The organism is Bacillus sp. Xin1 (assembly GCF_013314535.1).
Taxonomy (GTDB): Bacteria; Bacillota; Bacilli; order Bacillales; family Bacillaceae_G; genus Bacillus_A.
Genome location: NZ_JABUAE010000006.1, coordinates 95,029 through 110,828, shown reverse-complemented (window position 1 = coordinate 110,828; position 15,800 = coordinate 95,029). Strand labels below are relative to the sequence as shown.

The following is a 15,800-nucleotide window of genomic DNA, read 5'->3' as shown; positions in this document are numbered from 1 at the left end:
ACACCCAGTATGAATCAATTGTTCATACTGGGTGTTTTTTGTAAAAATTTCATGAATTGTTTCCCGCTTAGTGGCTTGCTAAAGTAATAGCCTTGCATATATTTACAACCATTGTTTTGCAAGAATTGGAGTTGTTCTTTTGTTTCAATTCCTTCTGCAACAACAGAGAACTTTAATGTATTGGCAAGTGAAAGAATCGTTGATACAATCGCTTTTTCTTCTTCACGATGTTCAGCCATTTGTGTAAATTTTCTTGGTACTTTTAATGTATCAATTGGGTAAAGAGATAGATAGGCAAGTGATGAATAGCCTGTGCCAAAGTCATCGATTGATGTTTGAATTCCGTATTCTTTTAATTGTCTTAGCTTTAATAAAGTTTCTTCTTCATCTATCATTGCAATTCGTTCCGTTAATTCGAGTGTTAAGAATTTGGGCTCTAATTTTGTTTCTTGCAGTATATTTAGAATTACAGCAATTAAGTTATCCTGCTGAAATTCTTTTGCTGATAAATTAACACTCATGTTTAAATCGCAATAACCGAATCTATGCCACGCTTGTAGTTGTTGACAAGCTTGTTTTAACATCCAGTGACTGAGTGGGATCATTTGTATCGTTTCTTCCGCTATTGGAATGAACTCGCACGGAGAGATCATTCCTAGTTCCGGATGTTGCCAACGAATTAACGCCTCTGCACCAATTATCTTTTTTGTGACGACATCAATTTGTGGTTGGTAGACGATAAAGAATTCATGATTTGCTAAAGCAAGCGGTAAGTCTTTTTCAATTCTAGCTCTTCGCTCCATCTTCTCATATAGTTCTTTCGTATAAAAAGAGCTACCATTTTTTCCTTTATGTTTTGTTTCATACATCGCCATATCAGCGTGCTGCAAAATAGACATTGCATCTTCACCATCTTCTGGATAGATAGCGATACCGATACTTGGTGAAATTTGCAGTAGATGATTTTCAATTTCAAATGGTTCATTTATCGACGATAAAATGTTATCTGCAATTCTTTGTACTTCATAGTCTTCTTCATAGTCTTCTATGAGAAGTGTAAACTCATCTCCAGCAAGCCGTGCGATCTTCATATTTGGTTTCGAAATTTGTTGCAATCGTTTTGCAACAGCAATTAAGAGAAGGTCTCCTACCCGATGTCCAAGGGTATCATTTATAATTTTAAAGCGATCTAAGTCAAGAAACATAACTGCAAAGGAACCTTTTTCTTTTTTTGCTCTTATAATGGCAGATTCAAGGTATTCCTGGAAAGCACGGCGATTTGCTAGTTCAGTTAATGTATCATGATATGCTAGGAAGTTAATTTTCTGTTGTTGTTGTTTACTTTCTGTAATGTCTTTAATCATTAAATAAATCCCTGTAATATCCTCTTTAAAAACAATAGGAACAGCTGTAACGTGTAAATAATAAATGTCTCTGTTTTTATGGTATGCTCGTATATCTAAAGAAATAGAATATCCTTGTTTTACATGACGAAAAGCATCAATTAATTTTTGGGAGTCCTTTTCATAAAAAAGAGAATGGCACGGCTTTAGTAATAGCTCATTTGTTTGATAGCCAAGCAATGTAGTTCCGGCATTATTGACATTTAAAAAATTTCCGTATAAATCTAATGTGAAAATCGGATCTGGATGATGTTCATATAAAGATTTAAACATTTGCTTGCTTTGAAACAATTTATTTTTTTGGTCTACTAAATCTTCTGTACGCAATTCGATTTGTTTTTCTAGTTCTAAATTAAAATGCATCTGTTTTAGTAATAGTACTTTATTTTGTCTTCGTACTAACATATGACGAATCAATAAGAAGAAAAATGTGAGAATAAATCCGGTTACTAAAACGGGTGCAAAAACGTGCTCTACCAATATAAAAATACTAAGTACAATTACAGATATATATGGTAATGATAAACGGATTGCTTCACCAGCTTGTGGTGTTAAAAGTACTTGCTCATGTTTCTTAGTCTTTTTTGTGTGAAGTACGCATGCAATCGTAATCATCATGCGTACAACTTGATAAATTGGTGCGACCGTAAACATAGAATATTCTGGTACTGAGTATTTGATGTACATATAAATAAAATCTGTACCTGCATATAAAATAAGAGAGATTCCAAGTAGCGTGGCAACCTGTTTTGAAATGAGTGATAGCGGCCGAAATAATAAGTGAATTCCTATTAATGCAAATAGTAAATTTGCCATCGGATACATAAGTTGAACAACCATATTGATGAGAGATAAGGTGAATATATGGATAGCTTGTTCAATGAGAAGGTAATAACTTAAAGTGAATTGTGCAGTCACAATGATACAAATGTCACATAGCGTGAAAAGCTTCTCCCATATATTTTTGTTGTGAATCATTTCGTATAAAAAGGCAGATACAAAGCTTATTACAAATAGTAAATAGAAAATATCAGATGGATCAACAAATGTGTAATAATCATTTAGAATAAGTCGTTCATAAAAAACGATTATATCACCGATGCTATAAAGTATTGTACCGATTGTTAATAACATCCAAAATGTATGAGCTTGTTTATCTGTATTTAATGAAAAGTAAAACAAATAACTACTCATCATCATGTTGAGAAAAATAGTAGTAATACCCGTTATGATTTGGAACGGAACTGAGTATCCGGAAAAAAAGAGTAAAGCTATATAGTGAATTATAAAATATAATAATAAAGAGCTTATAAGGATAGTTACATGTGTTTGTTTCTTTGTTTTCACTAAATTCACCCGCGATATAGACGAGTATAAATCGTCCTTTTCTATTTTCTTGAAGGAATTGCTTGATACGCATATGCAGTTTCCGTATTTTATTTTACACATTTATGACAGATTGTAAAAATGAAGAGGAATATAACTAGTTCAAATTACTGTATACCAAGTAATGTAAGAGGAGATCTGATCCTATGTTACTTGGTTTTTCTTTTTCCCAATATATCGACATAGGAATTTGAAGTTTGCTATAATGGGATTAATAGTCGCATTATTTAGAAAAATTTAAAAATAATAAATGATGCAGCTTAGTCATATTGTTTACTAAGTGAATTTGTTCTTAATTTAGGGGGGAGGGTTTCAGGGTGGCGAACGTATATGAAAATAGTTATATGATTGTTGGGATCTTTTTACTATTGGGCATATTGCTGCCGATAGTGGCTCTTACGTTAGGAAAGTTGCTGCGCCCACATAAACCAAGTGCAGCGAAGGCAACGACGTACGAAAGCGGAATTGAACCTTATCATGATGCAAATGTCCGTTTTCATGCTCGTTATTATATTTTTGCATTATTGTTTGTCATTTTTGATGTGGAAACTGTATTTTTATATCCGTGGGCCGTTGCGTATGACAAGCTTGGTTTGTTCGCGCTTGTTGAAATGTTAATCTTTGTCATTATGTTGCTTGTTGGTTTGGCGTATGCTTGGAAAAAGAAGGTGTTACAATGGCTATAAATTTCGAAGAGTTACATCCACAGGAACGGGCGGAATTAGAGAGGAACATCTTTTTTACAACATTAGAGCAGGTGAAGGGATGGGCGCGTAGTAATTCTTTATGGCCAATGACATTTGGACTGGCATGTTGTGCGATTGAAATGATGGGAGTTGGTTCATCCCATTATGATTTAGATCGGTTTGGATCATTTTTTCGGACATCACCGAGGCAATCAGATGTCATGATTGTTTCAGGAACAGTGACAAAGAAAATGGCACCAATTGTACGTCGTTTATACGATCAAATGCCAGAACCGAAATGGGTTATTGCGATGGGGTCCTGTGCAACGGCAGGTGGTCCATATGTGAACTCGTACGCTGTTGTGAAAGGGGTGGACCAAATCGTACCGGTAGATGTGTACATTCCAGGGTGTCCCCCGAACCCGGCTGCTTTAATTTATGGGATTAATAAATTAAAAGAGAAGATTCGTTACGAAGCAAAGACTGGAAAGCAGGTGACGAATAGATGAGTGATCCGAATAAAGAGATAGAAGATATGAAAAAAGCGGCCGCAAGACATGCGAAAGAAGAAGCACGGAAACGGTTAGCTGCTAAACATGAGGGGGAAATGTCTGAAACTGGGGTACAAGAAGAAGAAAAAGAGAAAGCGCTACCAAAAGAGGGTGAGATTAGTATAGAGGAAGCAAAACGCCGCGCCGCAGAGGCAGCCAAAGCAAAAGCAGCAGCGTTAGCGAAGCAGAAAGCATCAGAGGGCGTGACGGTATCGGAAGAGGACAAAGCGAAAGCGAAGGCAAAAGCCGTTGCAGCGGCAAAAGCGGCGGCGGCAGCGTTAGCAAAACAGAAAGCAAAAGCAGGCGGAGCACCAGCTGACGATGAAAAGGCGAAGGCAATCGCAGCGGCGAAAGCAAAGGCAGCAGCTGCTGCCAAGGCAAAAATTGCTGTAGACAAGAAAGAAGAAGAGCCGAAGCAAGAGGAACCATCACCGAATCAGCCATATTTGGATGCTTATGTAGAGATTATTAAGGAGAAAATGGGTGAACATTCATTAGAAGATTATTATATTAATAAACTTTCAAAGGATGTGCCAACGCTTGTTGTTAAGCTGGAAAGCTACTATGAAGTAATGGAATTATTGCGAGGTCATGAAGGACTTGCCTTTGATTATATGTCGGAGCTGCATGCGACGGACTTTGTTACACATATGGAAGTGTATGTTCACTTATTTTCATATGGTAAGAAGCAGTCTGTCGCAGTGAAGGTGAATATGGATAGGGAGGCGCCGCGGGTAGCATCGATTGCACCGTTATGGCGCGGTGCGGACTGGCCGGAGCGAGAAGCGTATGATCTGCTTGGTGTTATTTTTGAAGGCCATCCAAATTTAACACGTATTTTAATGCCAGATGATTGGGTTGGTCATCCACTTCGTAAAGATTATGAGCCGCTGGATGAAGGGGTGTGAGAATATGATCCGTACAGAAGAAATGCTTTTAAATGTAGGACCGCAACACCCGAGTACGCATGGTGTATTTCGTCTTGTGATTAAAATCGATGGAGAGATTATTAAGGAGGCTACACCTGTCATTGGTTATTTGCATCGCGGAACAGAGAAAATTGCTGAGAGTTTGCAGTATACACAAATTATCCCTTATACAGATCGAATGGACTATTTATCAGCTATGACAAATAACTATGTCATCTGCCATGCTGTTGAGACAATGATGAACTTAGAGGTTCCAGAGCGAGCTGAATATTTACGAGTACTTGCGATGGAGCTTGGCCGCGTTGCAAGTCACCTCGTTTGGTGGGGGACAAATCTTCTTGATATTGGGGCGGTTAGTCCATTTTTATATGCATTCCGGGAGCGAGAAATGATTATTAATCTTTTAAATGAACTTTGTGGTGCACGGCTAACGTTTAACTACATGCGAGTAGGTGGTGTAAAGTGGGATGCTCCAGATGGTTGGATTGAGAAAGTTCGTGAATTTGTTCCGTATATGAGAGAGCAATTGAAAGGTTATCACGATCTTGTGAGTGGAAATGAAATTTTCTTAAATCGTGTGAAAGGTGTTGGCATATATAGCGCGGAAGATGCACTTTCTTATTCACTAAGCGGAGCAAATTTACGCTGCACAGGCGTGAAGTGGGATCTTCGTAAGGATGAACCATATTCTATTTATGATCGCTTTGATTTTGATGTTCCGGTAGGAAGTGTGGGGGATGCTTGGGACCGTTACGTTTGCCGGATGGAGGAAATTGAGGAATCCCTCAAAATTATTGAGCAGGCGGCCGAGCAATTCCCATCAGAAGGGCCAGTATTGGCGAAAGTACCGAAGATTATTAAAGCACCAAAGGGCGAGGCATTTGTCCGCATTGAGTCGCCGCGCGGAGAGATTGGATGTTATATCGCGAGTGAAGGGAAGAAAGAGCCGTATCGCCTAAAGTTCCGCAGACCATCTTTTTATAACCTTCAAATTTTACCAAAGCTTTTGAAGGGGGAAAATATCGCGAACTTAATTACGATTTTAGGTGGCGTTGATATTGTACTTGGGGAGGTTGATGGGTGATGATAGAGCGCCTCTTAGAGTCAGCGGCAAGTTGGACGAATTTTTTCATTTTTTTCGGGCTAGCAGTGCTTCTTTTATTTGCCGTCCTTGGATTTGTTACATATGGGATTTTAGCAGAGCGAAAAGTGATGGGATTTATGCAAGGGCGAATTGGTCCCAACCAGGTCGGCGGCAGATTCGGTTTACTGCAAACAGTTGCTGATGTTTTAAAGCTTTTATTAAAAGAAGATAGCATTCCGAAGGCTGCAGATAAGCCACTGTTTATATTGGCACCTATCATTGCATTTGCACCGGCTTTTATGGTACTCGCGGTCATTCCGTTTACGGATAAATTTCAGTTTGCGGATATTGGAGTAGGACTTCTTTACTATATTGCGGTATCAGGGATTACAACGATTGGTGTTGTGACCGGGGGATGGGCATCAAACAATAAATATTCACTTTTAGGCGGGATGCGTGCGGCGGCGCAAATGATTTCCTATGAAATTCCGCTTGTGATGAGCGTGATTGGCGTTGTTTTATTAGCTGGCAGTCTGAATTTAAATGAGATCGTAGCGGCGCAAGAGAAGGTTTGGTACATTTTCGCGCAGCCAATCGGTTTTGTTATTTTCTTAATCGCAGCAGTTGCCGAGCTCAACCGGACACCGTTTGATTTACCGGAAGCAGAATCAGAACTCGTCTCCGGATATCATACGGAATATTCAGGGTTTCGCTGGGCGTTCTTTATGCTTTCTGAATACGTGTACTTCTTTGGAATGGCTTCGCTCATTACGGTGCTCTTCCTAGGAGGATGGAATCCAGTTATATTCCTTGGTTTTATTCCTGGCGCTGTATGGTTTGCCTTAAAATTTAGTGCGGTAGTCTTTCTCTTAATTTGGTTCCGCGTTACATTCCCACGTATCAGGGGCGACCAACTGATGGAGTTTGGCTGGAAGGTATTATTGCCAATCGCACTTGCGAACATTTTCTTAACGGCATTGATTAAGGAGTTATTCTTCTAATCTATGAGAGGGGTGCCCGTAAGATATGAAAGGACTATTTAAAGGATTAAAGTATACACTTAGCAACTTAAGTAAGAAAAAAGTAACGTACGATTATCCGAATCAACCATTACCACTCCCAGATCGCTTCCGAGGAATTCAAAAATTTTATCCAGAAAAATGTATTGTTTGTAACCAATGCGCTAACATTTGCCCCACTGACTGTATTCAATTAACTGGGAAGAAGCATCCAGACCCTACGAAAAAAGGAAAAATCATTGATACGTACGATATTAACTTTGAAATTTGTATTCTTTGCGATTTATGTACAGAGGTTTGTCCAACTGAGGCAATCGTTATGACAAATAATTTTGAGTTAGCGGAGTATACGCGTGATGATTTGTTTAAAAATTTGCAGTGGCTCGATGAAAATGATGAGAACGTCAGAAAGGAGAATAAAGCATGAATGGTGAGTTGATTGCATTTTTTATATTGTCCTTAACCGCAATTATCGGCGGTATTCTGATGCTAAACTTAACGAAAGTCATGCACATGATGCTCGCTCTTGTGTTTACGTTTCTTAGCATAGCGGGATTGTACTTTCTATTATCGGCAGAGTTTGTTGGGGTCGCGCAAATTTTAATTTATTCCGGAGCCATTACGATTATTATGATTTTTGGCATTATGTTAACGAAACATGATGCTGAAAATGAATCTAGTTTTAGTTTTCGGAAATGGATTATCTTTCTCGCAGTAGTCGCGTTTGGCGCAGTGATGTACTTTGCTGTTAATAATATAGATTTTACAAATCGAAATGTGCAAGGAAGTTTACCACTTCATGAGCAAAATACACTTCAAATTGGTACACTCTTGTATTCGAAATATGTTATTCCATTTGAATTAACGTCGGTTATTTTACTTGTTGCGCTTGTTGGGGCGATTGTACTTGCGAAGAAAGATGAGAAAGAGGGGGATTCCAATGAATAGTGTCCCAGCTTCCGCCTACTTAGCTCTTGCCATTATTCTGTTTTGCATCGGTTTATTTGGGGCTTTGACAAAGCGGAATACGGTCATTGTCCTAGTTTGTATAGAACTGATGTTAAATGCGGCGAACTTAAATTTAGTCGCTTTTAGTAAATTAGGCTTTTTTCCGAATTTAACAGGACAAATCTTTTCACTGTTTACGATGTCCGTTGCGGCAGCTGAAGCGGCAGTTGGACTTGCAATCTTAATTGCATTATATCGCAAGCGTGCAACAGTTAACGTAGATGAAATGGATTCGCTGAAAGGTTAATTGTGACCGAAAAGGGGGAAGGAAACAATGATCGATTATGCATGGCTCATACCGCTTTTCCCACTTGCCTCGTTTTTTTTGCTCATTATGTTTGGAGGAAAGTTGAGGGGAGGAAGTAGCTTACTTGGGATCTTCCTTACATTTCTCTCCTTTGTGGGTGCCGCGGTAGTATTAATAGAACGATTTTCATCAGAAACCGTAAAGCATCAGTGGTTATGGCTAAGGGTTGGAGATATAGATCTTTCGTTTGGTTTTGAGATTAACGCATTAAATGCTTTAATGCTTTTTATTGTGACACTCGTTAGTTTCCTTGTGCACGTGTATTCAAAAGGGTATATGCATGGTGATGAGAGATTGCCCACCTTTTATGCATATTTAGGGCTCTTTACATTTGCGATGCTAGGGCTTGTCATCTCAACGAATTTATTACAGCTCTATATATTTTGGGAATTAGTTGGACTTGGCTCATTTTTACTAATTGGGTTTTATTTCTTTAAAGCAGAAGCGAAGGCTGCTGCGAAAAAGGCGTTTATTATGACGCGTATTGGAGATGTAGGTTTATTTATCGGGATGATCTTACTCTTCTGGCAGGCTGGTAGTTTTGAGTATAGTGCTATTTTTAAGGCAATGCACACAGGAGATATATCCCCTGGCATGATTACACTCACGGCAATTTTAATCTTTATTGGTGCGATGGGGAAATCAGGTCAGTTTCCGCTTCATACATGGTTACCAGATGCGATGGAAGGACCAACGCCTGTGTCGGCACTTATTCACGCAGCGACAATGGTTGCAGCAGGCGTGTACTTAGTGGCAACGATGTTTCCTCTATTTTCAGCAAGTCCTGTGGCGATGCAAACAGTGGCGGTTATCGGTGCCTTTACTGCAATCTTTGCCGCGTCCATTGGGCTCGTACAAACGGATATCAAAAGAGTTCTTGCCTATTCAACAGTCAGTCAGCTCGGTTATATGATGCTCGCGCTTGGTTCGGCAGGGTACGTGGCTGGCGTCTTTCATTTAACGACACATGCTTTCTTTAAAGCATTGCTTTTCTTAGCAGCAGGAAGCGTCATTCATGCAGTGCATACGCAAAACATTAATGAAATGGGCGGATTGCAGAAGAAAATGAAAGTGACGGGGCTACTCTTCTTAATCGGCACGCTAGCGATTAGTGGTGTTCCGCTTTTTTCAGGGTTTTTTAGTAAGGATGAAATTTTGGCGGCGGCGTGGATGCACGGCAATTATGTGTTGTTTGTCCTTGCGGTTCTTGCGGCATTCCTAACGGCGTTCTACATGTTCCGGTTATACTTTCTCGTTTTTACAGGAGAAGCGAAGAAAGAAGAGGATATGCATGAATCTCCTCGCGTCATGACATTTCCAATGATTGTCCTGGGTGTTTTCGCGGTTTTGGCGGGCTACATCAATACGCCGTGGTTTGGAACATTTCTTGGGGACTGGCTTACAAAGGATGTCCCGTTTCAAGTAGAGCAAAGTCATGGTCCGGTGTGGATTATGATTGTTGCGACACTCGTTTCCTTTGCAGGCATTTTCTTAGCATATCTCATCTATGGGAAACGCTCTATCTCTAGAGACTGGGCTGGCGGAAGAGAAACAGTCTTATATAGCCTCTTAAAGGAAAAATATTATGTAGATGAAATATATAATGTGACTGTGCTCCCGCTCGTAAAAGGAATCGCTTATGTGCTTCGTTTATGTGAAGTATATATTGTGGAAGGAATTGCCCAGTTAATCGCAGGTATTGTGAGGGGAGCAAGTGCTGCTGGTTCTAAACTTCAAAACGGAAACGTACAAGTATACGGAACTGCGGTGGCTGTTTCTTTGGCAGCATTAGTTGTCATTCTGTTATATACAGGGGGGTATTGGCAATGAATGCATTCTTATTATCGTTCTTCATTTTCTCCCCGCTTCTCGGGATTCTCTTACTTATGTTCACACCGAAAACGGAAGTGCGTGCAGTGCGGGGCCTCGGTTTGTTCGGAACAATTCTGCCGCTTGGCATCGCGATTGTTTTAGCTGGTACATATGCTTCCGGAAAGAGCTTAACAATCTTTGCTGAAAAGGTGAAATGGATTCAATTTGGAAGTTTTTTGAACGTAGATGAAAAGTTGTTTTCTATTTATTACGAGCTTGGCATCGATGGTTTCTCCCTTGTCATGATGATACTGACGGCACTTTTAGCAACACTTGCGGCGATTGCTGCCTTCTCCATTCAAAAGAATATAAAAGGTTTTTACATGCTTTTATTAACACTTGAGATTGGGATGCTCGGTGTCTTTGCAGCAGAAAATTTACTTCTATTCTTTGTCTTCTTTGAAATTACATTACCACCGATGTTCTTGCTGATCGGAAAGTGGGGGAAATTGAACAGTGAAAAAGCTTCCTATAGTTATTTGATTTATAACGGAATTGGATCGGCGATTTTACTTATCGTTTTCTCTATCCTCTTTGCAAAAACAGGTACAACAAATATTACAGCGTTAAAAGATATTTTGACTGGGGCGGAAACATCGCTCCTAGGCGATATTTCAAATTCATTGCAAATTGGATTATTCATTGCCCTTATGATTGCCTTTGCTATAAAGCTACCGGTATTCCCTTTGCATCGCTGGATGGTAAATGTGCATGTTGAGGCCCATCCTGCGGTGGTAATGCTCCATGCAGGTGTTCTGCTCAAAATCGGGGCATACGGCATCGTCCGCTTTGGAAAAGGGCTATTCCCGGAGCAGTTTCACGACTTTGCAACGTTTATGGCAATTTTAGGAGTAATCAATTTACTGTACGGTGCTTTCCTAGCGATGATTCAAACGGATTTCCGAAAGGTACTTGCTTACTCAAGTATTTCGCATATGGGAATCGTGCTAATGGGACTTGCAGCACTTAACGCTCCCGGCATAAAGGGAGCACTATTTCAAGTCGTATCCCACGGCCTAATTGCGGCGTTACTCTTCTTCCTGCTCGGTATGATTGAGCGGCGCTTCGACACTTCTGATATTACGAAGCTCGGTGGCCTCGCCAAACAAGTTCCGGTGTTAAGCGGCTTCTTATTAGCGGGAGGTATGGCTTCACTTGGCCTCCCAGGAATGTCTGGGTTTGTTAGTGAATTTCTTGCCTTCCTTGGACTATTTCAACGGGAGCCGATCATCGCAGTAGTTGGTGCACTCGGTATCATTTTAACCGCGGTATATGTCTTAAGAGCAACGCTTCAAGTGACATTTGGAAAGAAGGAATTGGAAACAAAGCCGGATGTCCGCGGCTGGGAATACGTTCCGGTCATACTCTTACTAACGTGTATTATCGCAATCGGTGTTATGCCAGAACTCTTAGGAGCGCCACTACAATACACAGTGAAAATACTGGGGGTGAGATAGGATGGATATGAATACATTACTTAGCTTATCTTGGCATCTTATGGTACCGGAGTTTATCATTCTTGGGGCGGCCATCCTTCTCTCGCTTCTGGATTTATTTCTGAAGTTTGATCGTAAGTATTTAGGGATTGGTGCGATTGGTAGTACGGTGCTATCACTTATCGCGTTAATTACACTATATAGTGAACCAGCTGGTGATATTTTAAGCGGTTCGTTTGTATTAGACGGATTTTCAAAAGGATTTAAAACGTTGCTATTAATTGGAGCTGTTCTCGTTTTATGTATGGCGATGAGCGATGATAAAAAAGAGCCGATTCAAGATAAAGGAGAGTACTATTACTTATTTTTAATGGCAGTTCTCGGGGCGATGTTCATGGCGTCTAGCGTCGATTTTATTACGCTCTTTATTGGCTTAGAGTTGTTATCACTGTCTTCGTACATTTTAGTAGGGATTCGAAAGAAAAATCGTGCTTCGAATGAAGCGGCGATGAAATATGTCATTAATGGCGGAATTGGAACGGCCATTACGCTTTTTGGAATGAGCTATTTATATGGGATTACGGGTACGACTAATATAATTACGATGCAGGAAGTTTTGATGCAAGGTGTAGATGGAAGCATCGGGCTTTTAGTATCACTTGCTTTCTTGCTTCTGTTTGTTGGTTTATCCTTTAAAATTGCGACAGTTCCGTTTCATATGTGGGCGCCAGATGTATATGAGGGTGCCGCGACACCTGTCACGGCTTTCCTCGGGACAATCTCTAAAATCGCTGGATTTATTATGATGATAAGATTGTTCCTTATGGTATTCGGTGGTATACCGATTCATGGAAGTGAGCAATCCGTATTTAGTAATATGAGCGTATATATTGCGATTTTAGCTGGAATTACAATGATTATCGGTAATGTTGTGGCGTTAAAGCAACACAGTGTGAAGCGTTTGTTTGCCTATTCTGGCATAGCGCATGCTGGATATTTACTCGTTCCACTTGTAGCGTTATCGCCATTTACGATGGATAGTATGTGGTTTTATATGTTGGCATACGTGCTGATGAATATAGGAGCTTTTGCAGTTATCCACGGATTAATCTTACAAAGTGGAAAGGAAAATATAACAATTTTCTCTGGTTTATACAAACGCTCTCCGTTCGTCTCGGCGGCGATGACCATTTTTATTCTATCTCTAGCGGGAATTCCAGGGACCGCTGGTTTTATCGGAAAGGTTAACATTTTTTTAAGTGCCTTTACAGCTAGTCCAGCTCATTACGTGCTAGCATCAATCATGATGGGCACAACCGTTATCTCATTTGTATATTATTTCCGTATTTTGCAGCAAATGTTCTTTCGAAAGAGCAGTGAAGAAGATCAGGTATACGTACCAATGAATTTGAAAGTTGTTATTAGTTTTTGTGCAATTGCAATCGTATTACTCGGGATTTTGCCGGCGATCGGCTACAATTTCTTTTATGAATATTTTCCACTCATGAAAGATTTCTTCTTTACGGGGAACGTGGTACAATAGTGAAAATAAAAAGTGTAGGGTCACTGCTCTACGCTTTTTATTGTGGAGCAGATCTAGTAAGACAGAGATGTTTCCGCGGTAGTGCCCCCTTCTTCAGCTTCTTTCGAAGGGAGAACTTTATACCGCCTATTTTAGGCGTGGAAAAGTGTGGTTTCCATTTATATGGGATCGTTTTGCATCCTAAGTGATGGTAAGCCAAACAAAAGGAGTCGATTTTTTTGGCGCAACTTTTAGGGCAACAAGCACTGATTGCGATTGTCTCGCATTTATTGTTTATTACCATTACGTGGTGGGCCTTACAAGGTATCCATATCGAACGCCTGATGAAATCTGGGAAGGTATTGCAGACGAGAATTTTGCTCATTCTGGTTACGATTGCAATCGGGACATCTGTCAGCAACTTTTTCCTTGATTATTTAGGGTATTCGAAGAGTTTAACGTATTTAGTAAAGTAAGTGTATAGAACCTCATATCTCCGTTAACAATGGGGATAGGAGGGGATGAAACTTGAAAAGTTTGAAAACAATTCTTATTGTTGTCGTAAGTATTGTCGTATTCTTGGTCGGGTATAAACAGATAAAGCCCGTAAGTGACGAAGAGAAGATGGAGAGTATGATCGCGGCTCTTGAAAAAAATGGAACAGAGATAGAGCGGTGGTCATGGTTAGCACGAGAAACCAAAACCATTCCTACTATACATACGTTTCAAAAATTGCTAAATGAAGTGAAAGAAAAAGCGAATGTTCAGAAATGGGAATTAGAACAATCTCATGACGGATATAAAGCAACAGCATACAAAAAATTTTCTTCCCATGAAGAACGAATAGTAGTAACTTGGAGTAAGAAAAATACTAAAGAAAACACTTTTATTATCTTTGAAGTAAGTGGGTCAAAATGGGACCCTAAAAATATTCAAAAAATGGATAAAATTTTTAGTACAAAACCTAAAATTTACACTTGTGTTCAAGGTGTACTGAATGATAAGATTGAAGGTGTTTTGCAAAATAAAACCAATCAGGTTTTGAAAGATCTTTCAGCAAGAGCGATCGAAGAGATAGAAGAAAGAGCATTTGTGTCAGTCTCGGCATATAATAAAAAGTGGAATGACGCTCTTTCAACAAATAGAGAGAAAATCAATGTGCAAATAGCAATACGTTCTACAGACAACAAAGATACAATTGTGGTTGGCACACCGATCATAACTTCTGAGTATTGAATAGATATTGAAAAAAGGACACGGAGGGGAATAAATTGGAAAAAATCATCGTCCGTGGCGGAAAGCGGTTGAACGGCACAGTGCGTGTTGAGGGCGCGAAAAATGCTGTATTACCAATAATCGCTGCAGCCCTATTAGCGAGTGATGGAAAGAATGTACTATCTGAAGTACCAGTTTTGTCTGATGTATACACAATTAATGAGGTATTACGTCATTTAAATGCTGAAGTCGTATTTGAAAATAACCAAGTAACAATCGATGCTTCAAAGGATTTAAATATTGAAGCACCATTTGAATATGTACGAAAAATGCGTGCGTCCGTTCAAGTAATGGGACCACTATTAGCACGTAATGGCCGTGCTCGTATTGCACTTCCTGGTGGATGTGCAATTGGTTCACGTCCAATTGACCAACATTTAAAAGGCTTTGAAGCAATGGGAGCGAAAGTAAAAGTTGGTAATGGATTTGTTGAAGCTTATGTAGATGGACAATTGCAAGGCGCGAAAATTTACTTAGACTTCCCAAGCGTAGGTGCAACAGAAAACATTATGTCTGCTGCTACATTAGCAAAAGGGACAACAATCCTTGAAAACGCAGCGAAAGAGCCAGAAATCGTTGACTTAGCTAACTTCTTAAATGCAATGGGAGCAAAAGTACGCGGAGCTGGAACTGGAACGATTCGTATTGAAGGCGTTGATAAATTATATGGTGCACACCATTCTATTATTCCTGACCGTATTGAAGCAGGAACATTTATGGTTGCAGCAGCAATTACTGGTGGAGACATCTTAATTGAAAATGCTGTACCAGAACATTTACGCTCTATTACAGCGAAGATGGAGGAAATGGGTGTTAAGGTTATCGAGGAAAATGAAGGTGTACGTGTTATCGGCCCAAGTAAACTAAAAGCCGTTGATATTAAAACAATGCCTCATCCTGGTTTCCCAACAGACATGCAATCACAAATGATGGCATTGTTATTACATGCTGATGGAACGAGCATGATTACAGAAACGGTATTTGAAAACCGCTTCATGCATGTTGAAGAATTCCGTCGTATGAACGCAGACATCAAAATTGAAGGCCGTTCTGTTATTATGAATGGACCTAATAACTTACAAGGTGCAGAAGTAGCAGCGACTGACTTACGTGCTGCAGCAGCATTAATTCTAGCTGGTTTAGTATCAGACGGTTACACACGTGTAACAGAATTAAAACACCTTGATCGTGGATATGTAAACTTCCATGAGAAACTAGCTGCATTAGGTGCAACAATTGAACGTGTAAACGAAAAAGTAGAAGAAGTGAAAGAACAACAAATTTCTGATCTTCACGCTTAATTGAAATCGTCTCTATGTCTT

The 15,800-nt window shown here is 39.8% G+C and carries 15 protein-coding genes; 14 read left to right on the top strand and 1 reads right to left on the bottom strand.

What is annotated here, in order from left to right; all coding sequences use genetic code 11:
• Window positions 1-14 precede the first annotated feature (14 nt).
• On the bottom strand, window positions 15-2,228 hold the full coding sequence (locus HRG09_RS08940; RefSeq protein WP_217447977.1) for a putative bifunctional diguanylate cyclase/phosphodiesterase: 2,214 nt from the start codon (window positions 2,226-2,228) through the stop codon (window positions 15-17).
• An 878-nt stretch (window positions 2,229-3,106) separates the two neighbouring features.
• Between HRG09_RS08940 and HRG09_RS08935 the strand changes: the two genes are divergently transcribed.
• From HRG09_RS08935 to murA, 14 genes are all read left to right on the top strand, one after another.
• Window positions 3,107-3,475 (top strand): NADH-quinone oxidoreductase subunit A, encoded by a 369-nt coding sequence (locus HRG09_RS08935; RefSeq protein WP_174100462.1) that lies wholly within the window; start codon window positions 3,107-3,109, stop codon window positions 3,473-3,475.
• Complete coding sequence (gene nuoB / locus HRG09_RS08930) at window positions 3,466-3,984, top strand: NADH-quinone oxidoreductase subunit NuoB (RefSeq protein WP_017153544.1); 519 nt, start codon at window positions 3,466-3,468, stop codon at window positions 3,982-3,984. Before HRG09_RS08935 ends, nuoB begins: the two co-directional genes overlap by 10 nt.
• On the top strand, window positions 3,981-4,934 hold the full coding sequence (locus HRG09_RS08925) for an NADH-quinone oxidoreductase subunit C (protein ID WP_174100461.1): 954 nt from the start codon (window positions 3,981-3,983) through the stop codon (window positions 4,932-4,934). Before nuoB ends, HRG09_RS08925 begins: the two co-directional genes overlap by 4 nt.
• Window positions 4,935-4,938: 4 nt before the next feature.
• On the top strand, window positions 4,939-6,039 hold the full coding sequence (gene nuoD / locus HRG09_RS08920) for an NADH-quinone oxidoreductase subunit NuoD (protein ID WP_174100460.1): 1,101 nt from the start codon (window positions 4,939-4,941) through the stop codon (window positions 6,037-6,039).
• Window positions 6,039-7,040 carry an NADH-quinone oxidoreductase subunit NuoH gene (gene nuoH, locus HRG09_RS08915; protein WP_174100514.1) on the top strand — a complete coding sequence of 334 codons (1,002 nt, stop codon included), beginning with the start codon at window positions 6,039-6,041 and terminating at the stop codon, window positions 7,038-7,040. Before nuoD ends, nuoH begins: the two co-directional genes overlap by 1 nt.
• A gap of 25 nt (window positions 7,041-7,065) precedes the next feature.
• A complete protein-coding gene (gene nuoI, locus HRG09_RS08910; protein ID WP_017153540.1) occupies window positions 7,066-7,485 on the top strand; it encodes an NADH-quinone oxidoreductase subunit NuoI in 420 nt (139 codons plus the stop codon).
• Window positions 7,482-8,006, top strand: coding sequence for an NADH-quinone oxidoreductase subunit J (locus HRG09_RS08905; RefSeq protein ID WP_174100459.1), 525 nt, complete (start codon window positions 7,482-7,484; stop codon window positions 8,004-8,006). Before nuoI ends, HRG09_RS08905 begins: the two co-directional genes overlap by 4 nt.
• Entirely contained in the window at window positions 7,999-8,313 is a 315-nt protein-coding gene (gene nuoK, locus HRG09_RS08900; RefSeq protein WP_174100458.1) for an NADH-quinone oxidoreductase subunit NuoK, read from the top strand. The genes HRG09_RS08905 and nuoK overlap by 8 nt, the downstream gene beginning before the upstream one ends.
• Before the next feature lie 27 nt (window positions 8,314-8,340).
• Window positions 8,341-10,203 (top strand): NADH-quinone oxidoreductase subunit L, encoded by a 1,863-nt coding sequence (nuoL, locus tag HRG09_RS08895; RefSeq protein ID WP_174100457.1) that lies wholly within the window; start codon window positions 8,341-8,343, stop codon window positions 10,201-10,203.
• Entirely contained in the window at window positions 10,200-11,702 is a 1,503-nt protein-coding gene (locus HRG09_RS08890) for an NADH-quinone oxidoreductase subunit M (RefSeq protein WP_174100456.1), read from the top strand. Before nuoL ends, HRG09_RS08890 begins: the two co-directional genes overlap by 4 nt.
• A gap of 7 nt (window positions 11,703-11,709) precedes the next feature.
• Window positions 11,710-13,224, top strand: a complete 1,515-nt coding sequence (nuoN, locus tag HRG09_RS08885; protein WP_302480766.1) for an NADH-quinone oxidoreductase subunit NuoN — start codon at window positions 11,710-11,712, stop codon at window positions 13,222-13,224.
• Window positions 13,225-13,442: 218 nt separating this feature from the next.
• Complete coding sequence (locus HRG09_RS08880) at window positions 13,443-13,679, top strand: DUF1146 family protein (RefSeq protein WP_003202077.1); 237 nt, start codon at window positions 13,443-13,445, stop codon at window positions 13,677-13,679.
• A gap of 52 nt (window positions 13,680-13,731) precedes the next feature.
• The gene (locus HRG09_RS08875; protein ID WP_174100454.1) at window positions 13,732-14,439 is read left to right on the top strand and encodes a YwmB family TATA-box binding protein; all 708 of its coding nucleotides are present in this window, start codon (window positions 13,732-13,734) and stop codon (window positions 14,437-14,439) included.
• Between the two features lie 35 nt (window positions 14,440-14,474).
• Window positions 14,475-15,779, top strand: a complete 1,305-nt coding sequence (murA, locus tag HRG09_RS08870; protein WP_017153532.1) for a UDP-N-acetylglucosamine 1-carboxyvinyltransferase — start codon at window positions 14,475-14,477, stop codon at window positions 15,777-15,779.
• Window positions 15,780-15,800: the final 21 nt, after the last annotated feature.